This window comes from Streptomyces sp. NPDC058198, assembly GCF_042882605.1.
Taxonomy (GTDB): domain Bacteria; phylum Actinomycetota; class Actinomycetes; order Streptomycetales; family Streptomycetaceae; genus Streptomyces.
This window is the reverse complement of the sequence record NZ_JBHVVP010000004.1, coordinates 230,319-246,202: the sequence shown is the minus strand read 5'-3', so window position 1 is coordinate 246,202 and position 15,884 is coordinate 230,319. Positions and strand designations below refer to the sequence as shown.

Here is a 15,884-nt window from a genome sequence, read left to right as displayed (position 1 = left end):
TCGCTCAGGCGAGATTTCGGTCGGAGCCGCTGCCGGCCTTGTCGCCGCCCCTGCTGTGCCGGTCCTTCTCGGTCCGCTCACGGGCGTCGAACTCGGCGGCGGATTCCCGGAGTCCTCCTGCCACGGCGTTCTGCAACAGCCCTTCCACGTACTTCATCTGCGCGTCCCAGCGCGTGGAAAAGGTCTTGAACGCGGGCGCCGAGTGGAAGCCCTTCAGACCGGCCCCGACCTCCCCGGTCTCCTTGCGGGCGGCGTTGTCGGTCTTGATGAAGTCCGTGCGAACGGTGTCCGCCTTGCCGGCCCTTCCGCGCAGCTCGGCCGAGTCCACGTGGAGGCGCTTCCCCGATCCGCCGCCGCCGTCGGCCGGGAGCTGGTTGAGCCGCATACGCGTCTCCTGCTGCTCCACCGCGGCGGACCGCACGGAGGCCCACTCCTCGTCGAACGTCACACATACCCCCATATGGACGGACTTCCCGCATTTGCCCCAGCAACTTGCCTCGTTCGAGGGGCCGTAATGATCGTAGCCGCAGGAGCCACCATTCGCCCGGCCAGGCCCGTCCCGGAGAATGGGCGCCGCTGCGGCGTCTTCACAACCCGTGTACGACGGCTTCACATTCGCAACGCTCCAGGAACGACGAAGAGCCCCACCCGGCGCCGCACCTGGTGTCCCGCCTTTTTGAGCTCGGCCACACCGACGAGGTGGAGTTCCAGGCTCGCAGCGGGGAGTGGTTCTGCGCGCGAGCTCGGGCACGGCGGCTTGCTGGGCAGGACCGGCGTGAAGAGGCCCGCGCAGCGCCTGGCCGTGCTGGAGGAGCGCGGGCCCGAACCGGTCGAGTCACTCTGGAACGGCGCGTTCGCCGAGGAGCCCCTGTTCTAACAGCGCATCGCCGGCATCCGGCGCGACTGCTGTTCGCCGTGGGCATCGATCACTACGCAGCGGTGGTGTTCCTCGGTGCCCAACACGGTCCAGATCCAGGACACGGCCCGTCGGCACCGCATCTCGGGCCGGGCCGACGGGTGCCATGGAGGTCAACGGGCCCGTTCTCGGCAGGCGGCCGCACGAAATCGGGAAACGATCAAGCACCATTGGTGCACACCGCGATGTCTGTCCTCAGGGCTAGCATCCCGCTCGTGAACCCCGAGAAGCTACTGCCCGCCGATGTGCCGGTCCCGCCCGGCCGGATGATTACGTCCGATGAAGGAGACGGAGATGTGCAGGCCCTGTGGCTGAGCGACGGGCCGGTCTCCGCGGAGCTGTGGGCACGGGTCCACGCCGAACACGCCGACTCCGGGCTGTGGCCCCTACTGCTTGACTCAAGGCAGCTTGGTGACGCCGAGTTCCGTCCCTTGGGGATCCGGTGAGATCTTTCCCGAGCGGATGTCTTCTCCGGACCTCCATGACCCGGCCGAGCTTCTTGCGAAGTGGTGGACGGAGTACACCGCAGTCGACGAGGACGACGACATGCTCTCGCCGGACGAGCGCCGGGCTGTTACTGCCCCTTTCGGGCAGGTGTGGCCAGGGCTCGCACCTGGTTGTGAGCCGGCGACGGATCCCGATCGGCTGGCCGCCGAGTACGCCGGGTACTTCGCCTCCGGTCGGCCGCTGTCGCGTCTGGGACTTGTCGTTGCTCGTTCGGGCGCCGACGCCCTTACCGCTGTGGGCTGGGACGGACCCGCCAACTATGGCAACGACATCGCCACCGTTTCCGCCGTCGTGAGCGACTGGGAACGGCGTTTCGGAGCGCGCGTCGTCGGGCTTGGTTCCGACACCCTCCATCTGAGCATCGCCGCGCCTCCGAAAAGCACGGAGGATGCCCTGCTCGTCGCCGCCGAGCATTTCGCGTTCTGCCCCGACAACATCTGGCAACGCGCACGCCCCTGCACCCTGGCCGCGTACGCCGATCGGCTCGTCGATATCCACTGCTGGGAGTTCTGGTGGGACTGATCTTCCGTGAGCCGCTGCTCCGTGCAGGGGGAGAGGGGGACAACGTCGATCGTGCCGGCCAGAGTGGTGGCTCTGGGCTGTTGGTGGCTCGGGGGCGACGCCGTTACGGCTGGGGGGTGGTGTATGCGCAGGGCATGGAGCGGACTCGGTTGTCGAAGTTGGAGGGGACCAGGACCGGGGGGCCTGGGGTGAGGTTGGGGGATCGGGTGAGGAGTTCGCGGAAGAGGGCCTTCATTTCCTGCTTGGCCAGGTAGGTGCCCAGGCAGTAGTGCGGGCCTCCGCCGCCGTAGCCGACGTGGGGGTTGGGGGTGCGGGTGATGTCGAAGGTGTCCGGGGCGGGGAAGACGGTCTCGTCGCGGTTGGCGGAGGCGTAGAAGAGCACGACCTTGTCGCCGCGGCGGAAGTCGTGGCCGTTCATACGGTGATCCTGGGTGAGGGTGCGGCGGAACTGGATGATCGGCGTCGAGTGGCGCACGATCTCCTCCATCGCGCCTTCCGAGAAGCGGTCGAAATCGTCGAGCAGCAGGGCGCGTTGGTCGGGGTGGCGGGTCAGTAGGTCCAGGCCGTGGGCGATGGCGTTACGGGTGGTCTCCACGCCGGCGACCATCAGCAGGGAGAAGAACGCGCCGAGTTGGCGTCCGGTCAGTGCCTGGCCGTCGATGTCGGCGCTGACCAGCGCCGAGATGAGATCGTCCGTGGGGTTCTTGCGGCGCTCGCGGCCGAGGTCCGCGACCATGCCCTGCATCGAGGCCAGGGCGCGCAGGCCCTTTCCCGGCATCCGGAGCCGGCTGCGGGCGACGCCGATGTCGCCCGAGGCGCGGTTCACCTGGGCGAGGATCGAGGGGCGCTCCCGCTCCGGGATGCCCATCAGATTGCAGATGACCTCGAAGGGCATGCGCGAGGCCACCGCGGTGACGAAGTCGTCCGGCCGCCGGGTGAGGACGTCGTCCACGATGCGGGCCGCCACCGCCTGGATGTCCGCCTCCGTGCGGCTCAGGATCCGTGGGGTGAAGGCGCGGGAGACGATACGGCGCAGCTGCGTGTGGTGCGGGGCGTCCACATTGACCAGGGAGTCCCCGAACAGGGCGCGCACCCAGCGGGCCGGCTCGGGTGTCGTGGCGCCCGGCGCGCTCGCGAACACCTGGGGGTTACGGCTCGCCTCCACCACATCGGCGTGTCTGACGAGCGCGTGGAATCCCCGCTCCGGCCGCCAACGGCTTCTGGGACGTTCGACGAAGTACTGGGGTTCGTCGAGTTGGCGGAGGACGGCGAATGCCTGTACGCGTGCGGAATGGGGAAGTTGCCAGAACGACGGGTCTCCGAGATCCGGCCTTTCCCGCTGTCCGCCCTGTGGCGCTGTCCGTTGAGCGAATGTCGCCATTTCGATTCCTCCCAGGGATGCGAGTGGTCAAGGAGTTTCCCATGGAACACGGATGGACAAGGCGCGACCGGCCAGCGCGCCCTGTGCCAAGTCTCGCACTGGGGAGCGAAATCGGGTGAGTGGCGGCCGGAAGTAGCCAACGGGCTAACCCAATCGGGTGATGCGAGCTCACGGAAATTGCCTGGCGGCCAGTACTGTGCCGAAGCATGACCTCTACCAAATCCGCGTCGGGCCGTGTTCAGTACGCCTCCCTGCTGGGCACCCTCTCGGTGATCGCCTGGACGAGTGAGCCGTCCACCGGAGAACGCACAGCGCCTTTTCTGCTGGCCTATTCGCTCGGTGACGGGCACGACGGTCCGGAGGCCGGTGAAAAGGCGATGCGTACGGTTCTCGGCGGGATCGGGCTGAATCCGGGCGGCGATCTGGTCGATGCCTCGCAGGCGCGCGGCATGCCGATCACGCTGCTGGTGGAGGCGGGGCGGGCCGTACTGACCATGCCGTATCTGAACGCGCAGTGCGCCGTCCCTCCGGAGTGGGAGCAGGACGCGCGGGAGAACGGGCAGGTCTATTTCCTGGTCGCCACCCGGCCGTGGGCCGAGGGAACGCCCGGAAAGCCGGTCAGCGAGGAGCAGTTGCGTGCCTTCGTCGGCGACGAGGAAATGCTCTCCGCCGCCGCACACTGCCTGCTGCCGGTACGCAGCCTGCGTGGCTGAGGGGGAGGGCGTCATGGCAACGGTATTGGCCGAGAAGGTATCCGCCGGCGAAAGCGCGGACGGCAAGAGCGGCGTATGGGGCGGCAGTCGGGCATTCGCGCTGTTGCTGGTGATGACGGGCGCGGCCGGAGTGCTGGCCGCGTGGGTCATCACCCTCGACAAGTTCAAGCTCCTGGAGGATCCGAATTTCATCCCGGGATGCAGCCTGAATCCGGTGGTCTCCTGCGGGAACATCATGAAGAGCGAGCAGGCGTCGGTTTTCGGCTTTCCGAATCCGATGCTGGGACTTGTGGCGTACGGGGGTGTGATCTGCGTCGGAATGGGGCTGCTGGCCGGGGCGCGTCACCGGCGCTGGTTCTGGCTCGGTCTGAACGCCGGCACGCTCTTCGGCGTCGGGTTCTGCACCTGGCTCCAGTATCAGTCGCTCTACAACATCAACTCGCTGTGCCTGTGGTGCTGCTTGGCCTGGGTCGCCACCATCGTGATGTTCTGCTACGTCACGGCCCACAACATCGAGCACCGGATCCTGCCCGCCCCCGCCGGCTTCCGGGCCGCGCTGGGTGAGTTCCACTGGGCTCCGCCGGTGCTGTGGATCGGCGTCATCGGGATGCTTGTCCTGACCCGCTGGTGGGACTTCTGGACCAGCTGACCGCGACCCCGGCCCCGACAGCCCCGATCCCGGCCGCCGCCCCTCCTCACGACCTGTCGCCAGGAGGGGCGATCATGACGACGCGGTCACGACCGGGCGGCGCCCTTCAAGGAAGAACGGGGCTACTTGCCGAGCGGAAGCCCGCCCAGCAGCTTCTTGCCCTGCTGCGCCTTGCTCACCCCGTCCGTGGTGGTCTTCACCGCGTTGAGGAGCGAGCCCTCCCGCTCGGTGTCCAGTGTGTTGGTGTTCAGCGGCTTGGCGTCGCGCAGACCCTGGCCGGCCACGGTGTCGAGGCCGCCGTTCAGGCTGGTGGGGGTCAGGGCGTCGGCGGCGAAGGCCGGGGTGGCGGCACCCAGCGCCATCATGGAACCGGCGACGACCGCGGCAACCTTCATGGGCTTCATTCTTGAATCCTTCTTTCAGCGTCTCTGTTGCGAGGCAACTCTCGCTTCGCACAGGCCTCTTGGAGGTTTCCTTTGCGTGGCCTCGACATCTGTAACGATTCCCGGGCGCGGCGGAAACTCCGTGCGGAGGGAATTCTGAGCGGGCCACCCGAATGAGGGCGGTGTCCGGGCAGCAGAAGAGCCGCCCTGCCCCCGAGGGTAAGAGCGGCTCTGCTCTGCGACGGCGTCCGCGTCGCCGTCAGCGAAGGCCGTCAGCGAATGCCGACACCGAACGCCGTCAGGCGTTGACGCAGGCGCCGCCGAAGGCCGGGTTGAGCAGGGCAACGGCGTTGACGGTGTTGCCGCAGACGTTCATCGGCGTGTGGACGGGGAGCTGGACGACATTGCCGGACATGACGCCCGGGGAGCCGACAGCCGCGCCGTGCGCGCCGCTGTCGGCGAAAGCGGCACCGGAGGCGCCGACGACAGCGGCGGCCGCCGCGGTGGAGAGAACAACAGCCTTCGCGATACGCGACATGGAGAAGGGCTCCTCGGTCGTAAGGGGCGACATAACTGACGGACGCGATTGCCCGACTCATGCATCAACGCCCGGGGCGCCGGTCGGTTGCGCACCCGAATGAGTGAAGCGCCCCGGCGCGCGGCCGGGCCCGCGGCGGGGGTACGGGCAGTGACCCTGTACAGGAATCGTTTTGTACGTTCAGTGCGTTTCAGCGCGTCTGACGTGATTTTCAGTCCGCGCTCTGTAAAGGTGCGTTCTTGTTTCGATCTTCGAGACGGAGAACACATATGCGGAATTCAGCGGTTCTTACCGTGGGGCGGGGCCTGCTGTGCGCCCTGGCCTCTCTCGTGCTGTCGGCGGCGGCTTTTCCCTCGTCGGCCGCTCCGCACGTCGATACCAAGCCGGGGGTGAAGGAAAAGTCACGTATCCCCTTCGCGCAGCGCTATCACGCGGTGCAGCGCGGCGGGATCGTACGGGCGGCCAATTCGGCCATCACCTGCCGCACCCCGAAGGGGGATTCCGCCTGCGCGTCCGCCCGCGCCGGCGCCGGTGCGTCCAACAATGAATTCAACATGTTCTACACGGACGTCGACAAGGACCCGAACACCTACAACTCGACGAGGGCCGAGCTCCGCGTGCCGGCCGGCGCCCGGGTGAGCTACGCGCGGCTCTACTGGGGCGGGAACCTCCGGGTCGGGGAGCAGAAACCGCCGCGGGACAACGGCCGTGTCCTCCTCGCCGAGCCTCGCGGGAAGTACCGGGAAGTCCTGGCGGACACGGTGATCGGGCACCGTACGGCGTCCGGCGCGGATGCCTTCCAGGCGTCGGCGAATGTGACACGCCTCGTCCGCGCGAGCGGCTCGGGGATGTACACGGTGGCGCAGATCAATGTCGCGATGGGGCGGTCCGCGGCGGGCGCCTGGGGCGGCTGGACGCTCGTCGTCGCGTACGAGAAAAAGGGCGCCCCGCTGCGTCATCTCTCGGTCTGGGACGGATTCGACATGCTCGACAAGAACCGGCAGACCGTCGGAATCGATTTCGGGTCCATGCGCATGCCCGCGCGAGCCGCCGGGCGTCTGGGGGTCGTCGCGTATGACGGGGACCGGGGAATCGCCGGAGAGTCGCTCACCGTGAAAACCAACCGGGGCAATGGGATGGCGCTCGGCAATAAGGGCAATCCGGCCGGTGACGTGTTGAATTCCAGCATCACGGATTCCGGAATTACTCCTATTAAACGACAGCCTGCTTATTCGAACACGCTGGGCTATGACTCAGATGTGTTCGATCTGCGGGGTGTGCTGGCCTCCGGCGGCGATCGGCTGAGCGTTCGATTCAACACCAAGCGTGACCCCGTCTGGCTCGGTGCGTTTTTCGTAGAGGCAGAAGTACGGAACTGATGATCCGCTGAGATCCACCGTGATCCACCGCGATCCGCTGAGATCCGTGTGCCTCGGGCCCCGCTCGAGAGATCGCTCTCCAGAGATCGCTTTCCTGTTGTCCACGAGTGGAAAGAGTTGCGCGTGCAGCCACAACGGCCCCGGCCCGGCGCCGGCTTCACGGCGCTCCACCTCGTCCAGCCGGTCGATGGCGGAGTGGCCCGGGTGGTGCTGGATCTGGTCGGGGCACAGGTGGGCGCCGGAGTACGGGTCGCCGTCGCCTGCCCCGAGGAGGGACCGCTCGCCGGGGCGGCGGCCGGGCGCGGGGCCGAGGTCCACGCGTGGCGGGCGACGCGCGGCCCAGGACCCGGTCTGCTCCATGAGATCCGGCGGGCCGCCCGGCTGGTCGAGCTGATCGGCCCGGATCTGGTCCACGCCCACAGCGCTAAGGCCGGTCTCGCCGGCCGGCTGGCCGTCCGGGGCCGGGTGCCGACCGTCTTCCAGCCGCACGCCTGGTCGTTCGAGGCGGTCGGCGGAGTGACCGGCCGGCTGGCCAGGCAGTGGGAGCGGCGGGCGATCCGCTGGACCGACCGCGTCGTCTGCGTCAGCGACGCGGAGCGGCGCACCGGGGAGCGGGCCGGGATCGACGCCTCCTGGTCCGTCGTCCACAACGGAGTGGACGTCAGCCGGTTCGCGCCGGCGTACCCCATGTCCGCCGACGCCGCCGCCGCGCGTGCCTCTCTTCCGCTGCTGGCGGCGCTGCCGGCGGCCGCCCCCGTCGTGGTCTGCGTCGGCCGGCTGTGCAGGCAGAAGGGCCAGGACATCCTGCTGCGCGCCTGGTCGCCGGTCGTCCGGCAGCTGCCGCAGGCGCGGCTGGTGCTCGTCGGCGACGGTCCCGACGCCGCCGCGCTGCGCGCCCAGGCCCCGCCCTCGGTGCTCTTCGCCGGAGCCGTACCGGACACCGCGCCCTGGTACCGGGCGGCCGATCTCGTCGTCCTGCCGTCCCGCTGGGAGGGCATGGCGGTGGCCCCGCTGGAGGCCATGGCCAGTGGGAAGGCCGTCGTCCTCAGCGATGTGGACGGCGCGCGGGAGAGCCTGCCGCCCGGCCGCGCTTCCCGCTGTCTCACCCCTCCCGAGGACCCGTCCGCGCTGGCGGCCGCCGTGAGCGCGCTGCTCCGCGACGGGCCGCTGCGCGAGGCTATCGGCCGTCAGGGCCGTCATCACGTACTCAGTACCCACGACGTGCGCAGGACCGCGCGGGCCATCGCGGACGTGTACCGCGAAGTCGCCGTCGTGCCGCGCCCCGAACGCAGGGAGCCGATTCCCCAGTGAGCACGGAAAGCACCAGCGTGCCCCCGCCGTCCGGGCGCGCGCGGACAGCGGAACAGCGCGTGCGGCGCGTCTCGATCGCCCCACCCCGGCGCACCTCCGACCGCGTCGCCCCGCAGCCGCGCCGTACGCCGGGTGCCCCGCCGCGCTTCGGCCTGCCGTTGATCGCGGCGGACTGGCTCGCGGCCCTGCTGTCCGCCGCCGTCCTGAACTACGGGCGGCTCGGCGCGGTCCTGGCCGTCCAGCTCATCGCCTGCGTGACCGTACTGAACGCGTGCGCGGGGCTCTACCGCCCCGGCGTCACCCTGTCCTTCCTGGACCGGGCCCCCGCGCTGGCCGCGCGGATCGCGGTGTCGTGGTGCGCGGCCGCGGCCGTCCTCGCCGCGCTCTTCCCCGAACACGGCCTGGGCTTCGCGGCCCTGCTCGGCGGCGGCGCCGTACAGCTCGCCGTCGCGTGCTGCTGCCGCTCGCTCGTCCATGCCCGCAGGCGCGCGGTGACGCGCGAGCAGCCGCGGTCCGCCCTTGTCGTCGGTACGGGCACGGCGGCGCGTCGGATGACCGCGCTGCTCGCCCAGCATCCCGAGTACGGCCTGCGGCCCGTCGGGATCGCCGCCCCCGCCGCCCAGGGCGAGGACACGCGCGGCAGCGGCAGGGAAGCGCACAGCGGCAGAGATGCCAGAGACGGCAGAGGCACAAGGGACGGCAGAGACAGCAGAGACTCCAGAAACAGCAGAGACACCAGGGACGGCAGAGACGCCCGAGACGGCAGCGGCAGCCGGGACGGCAGTGGCCCGAACGTCACCAGCGGCACAAGCGGTACGAATGCCCCTGCCCTGCCGGTGCTGACCTCGACCGAGGAGATCCACCGCGCCGTCATCCAGAACGGCGTCCGGGAAGCCGTGTTCATCGACTCCGGCGACGGCGCGGACCGGTCGGCCTCGCTCGTCGCGCTGTTCCACGAGTACGGCTGCGCCACCTGGTTCGTCGGCGCCGGCCCCTGGGACACCCCCGCCGCGCCCGGCGCCATGCCGCAGCACCTCTGGGGATTCCCCTGCCGCCGCCTGGAGCCGCCGCCCCCGCGCCGCCACGACTCGGTCGCCAAACGCCTGCTGGACGTGGCCGTCGCGGCCCCGGTGCTGCTCGCCATCTCCCCGGTCCTGCTGACCTGCGCCCTCGCCGTGCGGCTCTGTGACGGCCCCGATGTGCTGTTCCACCAGGAACGCGTCGGCCAGAACGGCCGCCCCTTCACCCTGCTCAAGTTCCGCACCCTGCGCCCGGTCGACGAGCACGAGGCCGCCACCCGCTGGAACATCGCCAACGACCTCCGGATGAGCGCCGTGGGCAACTTCCTGCGCCGTACGTCGATGGACGAGCTGCCGCAGCTGTGGAACGTACTGCGCGGCGACATGAGCCTGGTCGGCCCCCGGCCGGAACGGCCCTTCTTCGTCGCCAACTTCAGCAAGACCCTCCCCGGCTACGCCGCCCGGCACCGGATGCCCGTCGGCATCACCGGTCTCGCGCAGGTCCACGGGCTGCGCGGAGACACCTCCATCGAGGATCGGTCCCGTTTCGACAATCACTACATCGACCATTGGTCGTTGTGGCAGGACGTGTGCATTCTTCTGCGGACCGCCGCCTCCCTCGTCCGTCCGGCCGGCAGCTGATGGCCGCCGGCACCACGGGCCTCCCGTATCTGACGTCCCGTCACCCATATCCGTCCGACGGCCGGCCCGCCGGCCGGTGGCGGGCCGTGCTGCGCCGCTCGGCGCCCCTGCTGCCCGCCGTGGCGGTGATCGCGCTGCTCGCCGTACCGTCGGTCTCGGCCGCCGACGCCTCCGGCGGTTCCGGGAACGCCGCGGACGTGGCCTCGGCGCTGCTCGTCCTGTACTGCCTCGTACGCGTCCTGCGGGAGCGGGCCCGCCCGTTGACCCGAACCGCCGTGCTGGTCCTCGGCCTTCCGGTGCTGGGCGTGACCGTCGCGGCGATCACCTCCCACGACCCGGCGTCCAGCCTGCCCGGGGTGGCGCGCTATCTGCAGATCTTCGTACTGGTGCCGGCCGCGCTGCTGCTGCTCGTCCGCGACCGCGCGGACTTCCGGCTCGTCGCCGGGTCCGTGGTGGCCCTCGCGCTGGCGCAGGGCTCGGTCGGGGTCGTGCAGTATCTGACCGGCACCGGCGCCTCGTACATGGGCGAGGACATCCGCGCGGTCGGTACGTTCGGCCCCACCGATGTGATGGGCATGGCCACCGTCGTCTCGTACGGACTGGTCATCGCCGTCGGCTTCGCGCTCGCCGACGAGTGGAACGCGCCCCGCGGACAGCGCGCCGTCGCCCTCGTCTGCGCGGGACTGCTCTGCGTCCCGCTCGCGCTGTCTTTCAGCCGCGGCGCCTGGATCGCCACTGCGGTGGCGCTCGTCCTTCAGCTGGCGCTCTCCGGAGTGCGCAGGGCCGCCGGGATCATGCTCGCCGCCGGCGCGCTCGGCGTCGTGCTCGTCGGCGGTCTCGGGGTCGGCTCGCACATGATCACCGAGCGCCTCGACAGCATCACCCGGGTCGCCGACGCGCCCGACCAGTCCGTCACCGACCGGTACACGATGTGGGCCGCGGCCACCGACATGTGGCGCGAACAACCGGTCACCGGCGTGGGGCTGAAGGGCTTCCCCGCCCACCGCGACAGCCACGCCTCGCTGGCGCTCTCCTCCGGCAGCGACACCGAGGGGGCCGGAAGGATCTTCCAGCGCCAGCCCCTGCTGTCGCCCCACAACATGTACCTGCTCGTCCTCAGTGAGCAGGGACTGCTGGGGCTCGTCGCGCTGGCGAGCAGTTGGGCCGCGCTGCTCGTGTGCGCGCTGCGCCGGCTGCCCGGCGCGCGCCGCTCCCGCAGAGGCAGCGACTGCGCCCTCGCCGCCGCGGGGCTGCTGATCTGGCAGCTGGTGGACTTCACGTACGCGGACATCGGCGGGCCCTCGACCGTGCTGACGGCCGTAGTGCTCGGCCTCGCGGCCTGGTGGGCGCTGGACCGGCGGGCGAACGGCGGGGCTGCCCCGGCGTGACCGACACGAGGAAATCCCTTTCCGCGGTGCCCGCGCCGTCCCCCGCGGTGCCCCCGCCCTCTCGCGCCGTACCGCCGCCGGGCCCCGCCGTACCCGCACCGGGCCCCGCCGTACCGCCGCCGTCCGTACCGCCGGGAGCGCAGGCAGCGGCCGAAGGCGGTACGGGCGGCGGCCCCGGCTCGCTCTCCTCCGCCTCCTCCTCCAGCTCCTCCGGCCGGTTCCTGGCGCGCGCCGCGTTCCTCACCGCCCTGCTGACCGCCGTCGGCGCGCTGCTCGGTCTCCTCCGCGACCAGACCATCGCGCATCTCTACGGCGCGGGCCCCGACACCGACGCCTTCCTGGTCGCCTGGACCCTGCCCGAGATGGCCGCCACGCTCCTCATCGAGGACGCCATGGCGCTGATCCTCGTACCGGCGTTCAGCCTGGCGCTGGCCCGCCGGGCCACCCAGCCCTCGCCGGACCCCGTACGGCTCCTGATGCGGACCACGCTGCCGAGGCTGTTCCTCGGTCTCAGCGCGGGCGCGGCCCTGCTGATCGCCGCCGCGCCCTGGGTGGTGGCCGCGCTGGCCCCCGGCCTGGCAGACCCGCGGCTGGCGGTCGACTGCACCCGGCTGACCGCCACCAGCGCCTTCACCTTCGGCATGGCCGGGTACTTCAGCGCCGCGCTACGGGCGCACGGCAGCTTCGTGGCGCCCGCGATGATCTACGCCGCCTACAACGCCGGCATCATCGCGACGATGCTCGCCCTCCGGGACCGCTGGGGGGTACGGGCCGCCGCCATCGGCGTCGCCCTCGGCGGGGTGCTGATGATGCTCGTTCAGGTCCCCACCCTGTGGCGCAGGCTGAAGGAGCGCCGGCCGGTGACCGGCCAGGAGCCGCAGGCGGCCGGCGGCGGGCCGCCCGTCGCCCTCGGACTGATCGCCCCCGTCATCGTGTTCGCCCTCACCCGGCAGTCGCAGGTCCTCATCGAACGGTTCCTGGCCGCGCCGCTGCCCGCCGGCGCCATCTCGCATCTGAACTACGCGCAGAAGGTCGCGCAGATCCCGATGACGCTCTCCCTGATGCTGTGCACCGTCACCTTCCCGGTCGTCGCCCGCGCCATGGCGGCGGGGGAGACCGACCGGGCGCGGCGGCGGGTCGAGCACGATCTCGCGCTGGCCGCCGTCATCGTGCTGTCGGGGGCCGCCACGGTCGTCGCCTGCGCGCCGCAGATCATCGAAGTGCTCTTCCAGCGCGGTGCGTTCGACCGGGGGGACACGGCGGCGACCGCCTCCGTCATCCGGGTCTACGCGCTCGGCCTGCTCGGCCACACCCTGGTCGGGGCGCTCGTACGCTGCTACTTCTCCGCCGCGCGCCCACTGTGGTTCCCGGCGCTCGCCATGATCGTCGGGCTCGCGCTGACCACCGGCGCGGGCGCCCTGCTGGTGAAGGTCTGGGGCGTGCTCGGCATCGCCGCCGCCAACGCGCTCGGCATCACCGTCACCGCCGCCCTGATGCTGGGCGCCGTCGGCCGCCACAGCGTGCCCGTGCGGCTCCGTCATGTCTGCGGCGGCCTGGTCAAACTCAGCGCCGGCGCCGCCGCGGCCACCGGCTCCGGCTGGCTCTGCGGAGCCCTCATCCCCTCACCCGTCGTCGGCGCCGCGGTGGCCTGCGTCGTGGTCGCCGCGGTGTTCCTCGTCATCGCCCGCGCCCTGCGGGTTCCCGAGATCGACATCCTCTTCCGCCCCCTCACACGAAAGCTCGCGCATGCCCGCTGACACGGTGTCCGCAAGCCCCCCCTCCGCATCGCGGGGGCCGCGGCGCACGTCCTCCGGCCCCCTGTGGGCCGTCATGTACCACTCGGTCGCCGACTGCTCCGACGACCCCTATCAGGTGACCGTCTCACCGGGCCGGCTCGACCGGCAGCTGCGCTGGCTGCGCCGCCGGGGGCTGACCGGCGTCGGCATGGAGCGGCTGCTGCGCGCCCGCGCCGAAGGACGCGGCGCCGGCCTCGTCGGGCTCACCTTCGACGACGGGTACGCCGACTTCCTCGACGAGGCCGTGCCGCTGCTGTGCCGGTACGAGTTCAGCGCCACCGTCTTCGTCCTGCCGGGCCTCCTCGGCGGTACGAACGAATGGGACCGGCTCGGCCCGCGCAAACCGCTCCTCACCGAGGACGGCATCCGGCGGGCCGCCGCGGCCGGCATGGAGATCGGCTCCCACGGCCTGCGCCACACCGATCTCATCGGGGCCGCCGCCGGACTGCTCGCCGGCGAGACCGGACGCAGCCGGGAACTCCTGCGCGCCATCACCGGCGCCGAGGTGACCGGCTTCTGCTATCCGTACGGCACGGTCGACGCACGCGCCATGGAGGCCGTACGCGCCGCGGGCTACACGTACGCCTGCGCCATCAGCCCCGGGCCGCTCACCGGCATGCTCGCCCTGCCCCGCGTCCATGTCGGGGAGCGGGACACCAGCCTGCGGCTGCACATCAAACGGCGGCTGCACCGCTGGCGCCGCGAGCCCGTCCCGGCCGGCGCGTATCCCGGGGTGCCGGAGCCACGCGCGGAGAGGACCACTCCGTGAAGGTGCTGCACATCATCACCGGGCTCGGCATCGGCGGGGCCGAACAGCAACTGCGGCTGCTGCTGCGGGAGCTGCCGACCGACAGCGCCGTCATCACCCTGACCAACCCCGGGGCGGTCGCCGAAGGCATCGTCGCCGACGGAGTGCCCGTCACGGATCTCGACATGGCGGGGAACCGGGACTTCGGCGCGCTGCCCCGGCTGGCCACGCTGGTGCGGCAGGGACAGTACGACCTGGTGCACACGCACCTCTACCGCGCCTGTCTGTACGGGCGGTTCGCGGCCCGGCTGGCCGGCGTACGGACCATCGTCGCGACCGAGCACTCCCTCGGAGCCGTACAGATCGAGGGGCGGCCGCTGAGCACCGGCGTCCGCGCCCTGTATCTCGCCGGGGAGCGCCTGGGCACCGCGACGGTCGCCGTCTCCGCCACTGTTGCGCGGCGGCTGGAGCGCTGGGGGGTGCGCCGCGACCGTATCCATGTCGTACCCAACGGCATCGAGGTCGGGCGCTTCGCGTTCGACGAAACCGCCCGCCGCGCCGCACGCGGCCGGCTCGGACTGCCGCGGAACGCCTTTGTGGTGGGCGCCGTCGGACGGCTCGCCGCCGGCAAGCGCTTCGACACGCTCGTCCGGGCCGTCGCCGATCTGCCCGGCGCGCACCTCCTCCTCATCGGTGACGGCCCCGAGCAGGGCCGGCTGCGGCGGCTGGCCGAGAAGCGGGGAGCGGCCGGCCGGATCCTCTTCCATGGCGCGTGCCAGGACCCGCCGCCGCTCCCGCGCGCATCCGGCGTGACGTCCGGATCATCCGATGAGCCATCAGGCGGGCGGCCGGGCGGGTCCTCCGGCGGGACCGATCTGCCCGCGCTGCTCGCGGCCATGGACGTCTTCGTGTCGACCTCTCCCGACGAGGCCTTCGGGCTCGCCGTCGTCGAAGCTCTCGCGGCCGGGCTCCCGGTGCTCCATGTCACCTGCCCCGCCCTACAGGACCTGCCCGCCGAGGCCGCGCCCGGAGCGCGGCGGATCAGCGGCTCCGTACCCGAACTGACCGCCGAGCTGCGGCAGTTCCAGGACATGTCCCTCCGGGCGTTCCAGGAGACCGGGCCGCGCCGGCTGCCGGTGCCCGCCGCCGCGCGCCATTACGACATCTCCCACAGTGCCGAACAGCTGATGGCCGTCTACGAGAAAGCCGTCCACGGCCCGGCCCCCACCCGAGAAGCGAGTTGAACATGACCCAGCATGCGAATCCTTCGTGGCGTCAGGCCGCGCCGGTCACACCGGCGCCGTCCCTGCTGCGGAAGGTGGCCTTCCGGTCGATCCTTCCCGTGGCCGTCCTGGTCGGCGCGCTGGCCGGCGGTGCGTACGGGACGGTCCGCGTCCCGCAGTACACGGCCACCAGCTATGTCGTCGTCGTACCGGCGGAGGGGGCCGACCCGGCCGCCGCGCTGGGATTCGCGACGGCGTACGGCCGGGTCGCCTCCCAGGTCGCGCTGGTCGCCGACGCGCAGGTCCAGGCCGGGGTCTCGGCGCGGATCCTCAAGAAGAACGTGCAGACGGCCACCTCGCCGGACGCCCCGATGATCTCCGTGAAGGCGACCGCCTCGCGCGCGTCGACCGCGGCGCACATGGCGGACGCCGTCGCAGAGTCGCTGATCGCCAATGGCACGAACATGCAGAGCACCACGAACGTACGGGTGCTCCAGTTCTCGCGGGCGGTCAGGCCGACGAGCCCGTCCTCGCCCTCGATGCCGCTCGCGGCCCTGGTCGGCGGCTGTGCGGGCGGGCTGCTCGGCGGGCTCGGCATGCTGGTCCGTCCGAGGCGGCGGCCCCAGCAGGTCCACGTATCCGTGCCCGGCCCGGCGACGGCCTCCCAACCACACTCGGAAACGGTGTGAGGGCCGCCGGATCGGGACCACGGAGATCCGCGGTCCCCTTCGCTCCCCTCTCGACCTCCCCTTCCGCCCCCCTCGCCGCG

General features: G+C 71.3%; 15 protein-coding genes. 11 read left to right on the top strand and 4 right to left on the bottom strand.

Annotated features, from left to right (window positions below):
* Positions 1 to 4: 4 nt before the first annotated feature.
* Positions 5 to 448, bottom strand: coding sequence for a hypothetical protein (locus ACFVWW_RS17220; RefSeq protein WP_383913950.1), 444 nt, complete (start codon positions 446 to 448; stop codon positions 5 to 7).
* Positions 449 to 1,378: 930 nt separating this feature from the next.
* Here ACFVWW_RS17220 and ACFVWW_RS17215 point away from each other — a divergent pair.
* Positions 1,379 to 1,945 (top strand): DUF4253 domain-containing protein, encoded by a 567-nt coding sequence (locus ACFVWW_RS17215; RefSeq protein ID WP_386878693.1) that lies wholly within the window; start codon positions 1,379 to 1,381, stop codon positions 1,943 to 1,945.
* 103 nt (positions 1,946 to 2,048) lie between these two features.
* On the opposite strand, the gene ACFVWW_RS17210 is transcribed toward ACFVWW_RS17215, so the two are convergent.
* On the bottom strand, positions 2,049 to 3,326 hold the full coding sequence (locus ACFVWW_RS17210; RefSeq protein WP_386878694.1) for a cytochrome P450: 1,278 nt from the start codon (positions 3,324 to 3,326) through the stop codon (positions 2,049 to 2,051).
* Positions 3,327 to 3,532: 206 nt separating this feature from the next.
* Here ACFVWW_RS17210 and ACFVWW_RS17205 point away from each other — a divergent pair, with 206 nt between their 5' ends.
* Together ACFVWW_RS17205 and ACFVWW_RS17200 are read left to right on the top strand one after the other, a co-directional pair.
* On the top strand, positions 3,533 to 4,039 hold the full coding sequence (locus ACFVWW_RS17205) for a DUF5949 family protein (protein ID WP_386878695.1): 507 nt from the start codon (positions 3,533 to 3,535) through the stop codon (positions 4,037 to 4,039).
* Between the two features lie 13 nt (positions 4,040 to 4,052).
* On the top strand, positions 4,053 to 4,688 hold the full coding sequence (locus ACFVWW_RS17200; protein ID WP_386878696.1) for a vitamin K epoxide reductase family protein: 636 nt from the start codon (positions 4,053 to 4,055) through the stop codon (positions 4,686 to 4,688).
* Positions 4,689 to 4,810: 122 nt separating this feature from the next.
* Here the strand turns inward: ACFVWW_RS17200 and ACFVWW_RS17195 are convergent, their stop codons facing one another.
* Together ACFVWW_RS17195 and ACFVWW_RS17190 are read right to left on the bottom strand one after the other, a co-directional pair.
* On the bottom strand, positions 4,811 to 5,092 hold the full coding sequence (locus ACFVWW_RS17195; protein ID WP_384179032.1) for a hypothetical protein: 282 nt from the start codon (positions 5,090 to 5,092) through the stop codon (positions 4,811 to 4,813).
* Positions 5,093 to 5,369: 277 nt separating this feature from the next.
* Positions 5,370 to 5,609, bottom strand: a complete 240-nt coding sequence (locus ACFVWW_RS17190) for a chaplin (protein ID WP_384179034.1) — start codon at positions 5,607 to 5,609, stop codon at positions 5,370 to 5,372.
* 269 nt (positions 5,610 to 5,878) lie between these two features.
* On the opposite strand from ACFVWW_RS17190, the gene ACFVWW_RS17185 reads away from it, so the two are divergent.
* The 8 genes from ACFVWW_RS17185 (at position 5,879) to ACFVWW_RS17150 (ending at position 15,804) form a co-directional block, all read left to right on the top strand.
* On the top strand, positions 5,879 to 6,988 hold the full coding sequence (locus tag ACFVWW_RS17185; protein WP_386878697.1) for a DUF3344 domain-containing protein: 1,110 nt from the start codon (positions 5,879 to 5,881) through the stop codon (positions 6,986 to 6,988).
* A gap of 123 nt (positions 6,989 to 7,111) precedes the next feature.
* Entirely contained in the window at positions 7,112 to 8,299 is a 1,188-nt protein-coding gene (locus tag ACFVWW_RS17180) for a glycosyltransferase (RefSeq protein WP_384179038.1), read from the top strand.
* Positions 8,296 to 9,960, top strand: coding sequence for a sugar transferase (locus ACFVWW_RS17175; protein ID WP_386878698.1), 1,665 nt, complete (start codon positions 8,296 to 8,298; stop codon positions 9,958 to 9,960). The genes ACFVWW_RS17180 and ACFVWW_RS17175 overlap by 4 nt, the downstream gene beginning before the upstream one ends.
* The gene (locus ACFVWW_RS17170) at positions 9,960 to 11,348 is read left to right on the top strand and encodes an O-antigen ligase family protein (protein ID WP_386878713.1); all 1,389 of its coding nucleotides are present in this window, start codon (positions 9,960 to 9,962) and stop codon (positions 11,346 to 11,348) included. The genes ACFVWW_RS17175 and ACFVWW_RS17170 overlap by 1 nt, the downstream gene beginning before the upstream one ends.
* 26 nt (positions 11,349 to 11,374) lie before the next feature.
* Positions 11,375 to 13,105 carry a lipid II flippase MurJ gene (locus tag ACFVWW_RS17165; protein WP_386878699.1) on the top strand — a complete coding sequence of 577 codons (1,731 nt, stop codon included), beginning with the start codon at positions 11,375 to 11,377 and terminating at the stop codon, positions 13,103 to 13,105.
* Between the two features lie 73 nt (positions 13,106 to 13,178).
* Positions 13,179 to 13,913, top strand: a complete 735-nt coding sequence (locus ACFVWW_RS17160; protein WP_386878700.1) for a polysaccharide deacetylase family protein — start codon at positions 13,179 to 13,181, stop codon at positions 13,911 to 13,913.
* Positions 13,910 to 15,136, top strand: a complete 1,227-nt coding sequence (locus tag ACFVWW_RS17155) for a glycosyltransferase (protein WP_386878701.1) — start codon at positions 13,910 to 13,912, stop codon at positions 15,134 to 15,136. Before ACFVWW_RS17160 ends, ACFVWW_RS17155 begins: the two co-directional genes overlap by 4 nt.
* 2 nt (positions 15,137 to 15,138) lie before the next feature.
* Entirely contained in the window at positions 15,139 to 15,804 is a 666-nt protein-coding gene (locus ACFVWW_RS17150) for a lipopolysaccharide biosynthesis protein (protein ID WP_383914582.1), read from the top strand.
* The last annotated feature ends 80 nt before the right edge of the window (positions 15,805 to 15,884 follow it).

What these genes read in the sequence shown, in the direction of transcription:
- ACFVWW_RS17215 (WP_386878693.1), top strand. Translation starts at nt 1,379, where the DNA reads ATGTCTTCTCCGGACCTCCATGACCCGGCCGAGCTTCTTGCGAAGTGG.
- ACFVWW_RS17210 (WP_386878694.1), bottom strand. Translation starts at nt 3,326, where the DNA reads ATGGCGACATTCGCTCAACGGACAGCGCCACAGGGCGGACAGCGGGAA.
- ACFVWW_RS17205 (WP_386878695.1), top strand. Translation starts at nt 3,533, where the DNA reads ATGACCTCTACCAAATCCGCGTCGGGCCGTGTTCAGTACGCCTCCCTG.
- ACFVWW_RS17200 (WP_386878696.1), top strand. Translation starts at nt 4,053, where the DNA reads ATGGCAACGGTATTGGCCGAGAAGGTATCCGCCGGCGAAAGCGCGGAC.
- ACFVWW_RS17195 (WP_384179032.1), bottom strand. Translation starts at nt 5,092, where the DNA reads ATGAAGCCCATGAAGGTTGCCGCGGTCGTCGCCGGTTCCATGATGGCG.
- ACFVWW_RS17190 (WP_384179034.1), bottom strand. Translation starts at nt 5,609, where the DNA reads ATGTCGCGTATCGCGAAGGCTGTTGTTCTCTCCACCGCGGCGGCCGCC.
- ACFVWW_RS17185 (WP_386878697.1), top strand. Translation starts at nt 5,879, where the DNA reads ATGCGGAATTCAGCGGTTCTTACCGTGGGGCGGGGCCTGCTGTGCGCC.
- ACFVWW_RS17170 (WP_386878713.1), top strand. Translation starts at nt 9,960, where the DNA reads ATGGCCGCCGGCACCACGGGCCTCCCGTATCTGACGTCCCGTCACCCA.
- ACFVWW_RS17160 (WP_386878700.1), top strand. Translation starts at nt 13,179, where the DNA reads ATGTACCACTCGGTCGCCGACTGCTCCGACGACCCCTATCAGGTGACC.
- ACFVWW_RS17150 (WP_383914582.1), top strand. Translation starts at nt 15,139, where the DNA reads ATGACCCAGCATGCGAATCCTTCGTGGCGTCAGGCCGCGCCGGTCACA.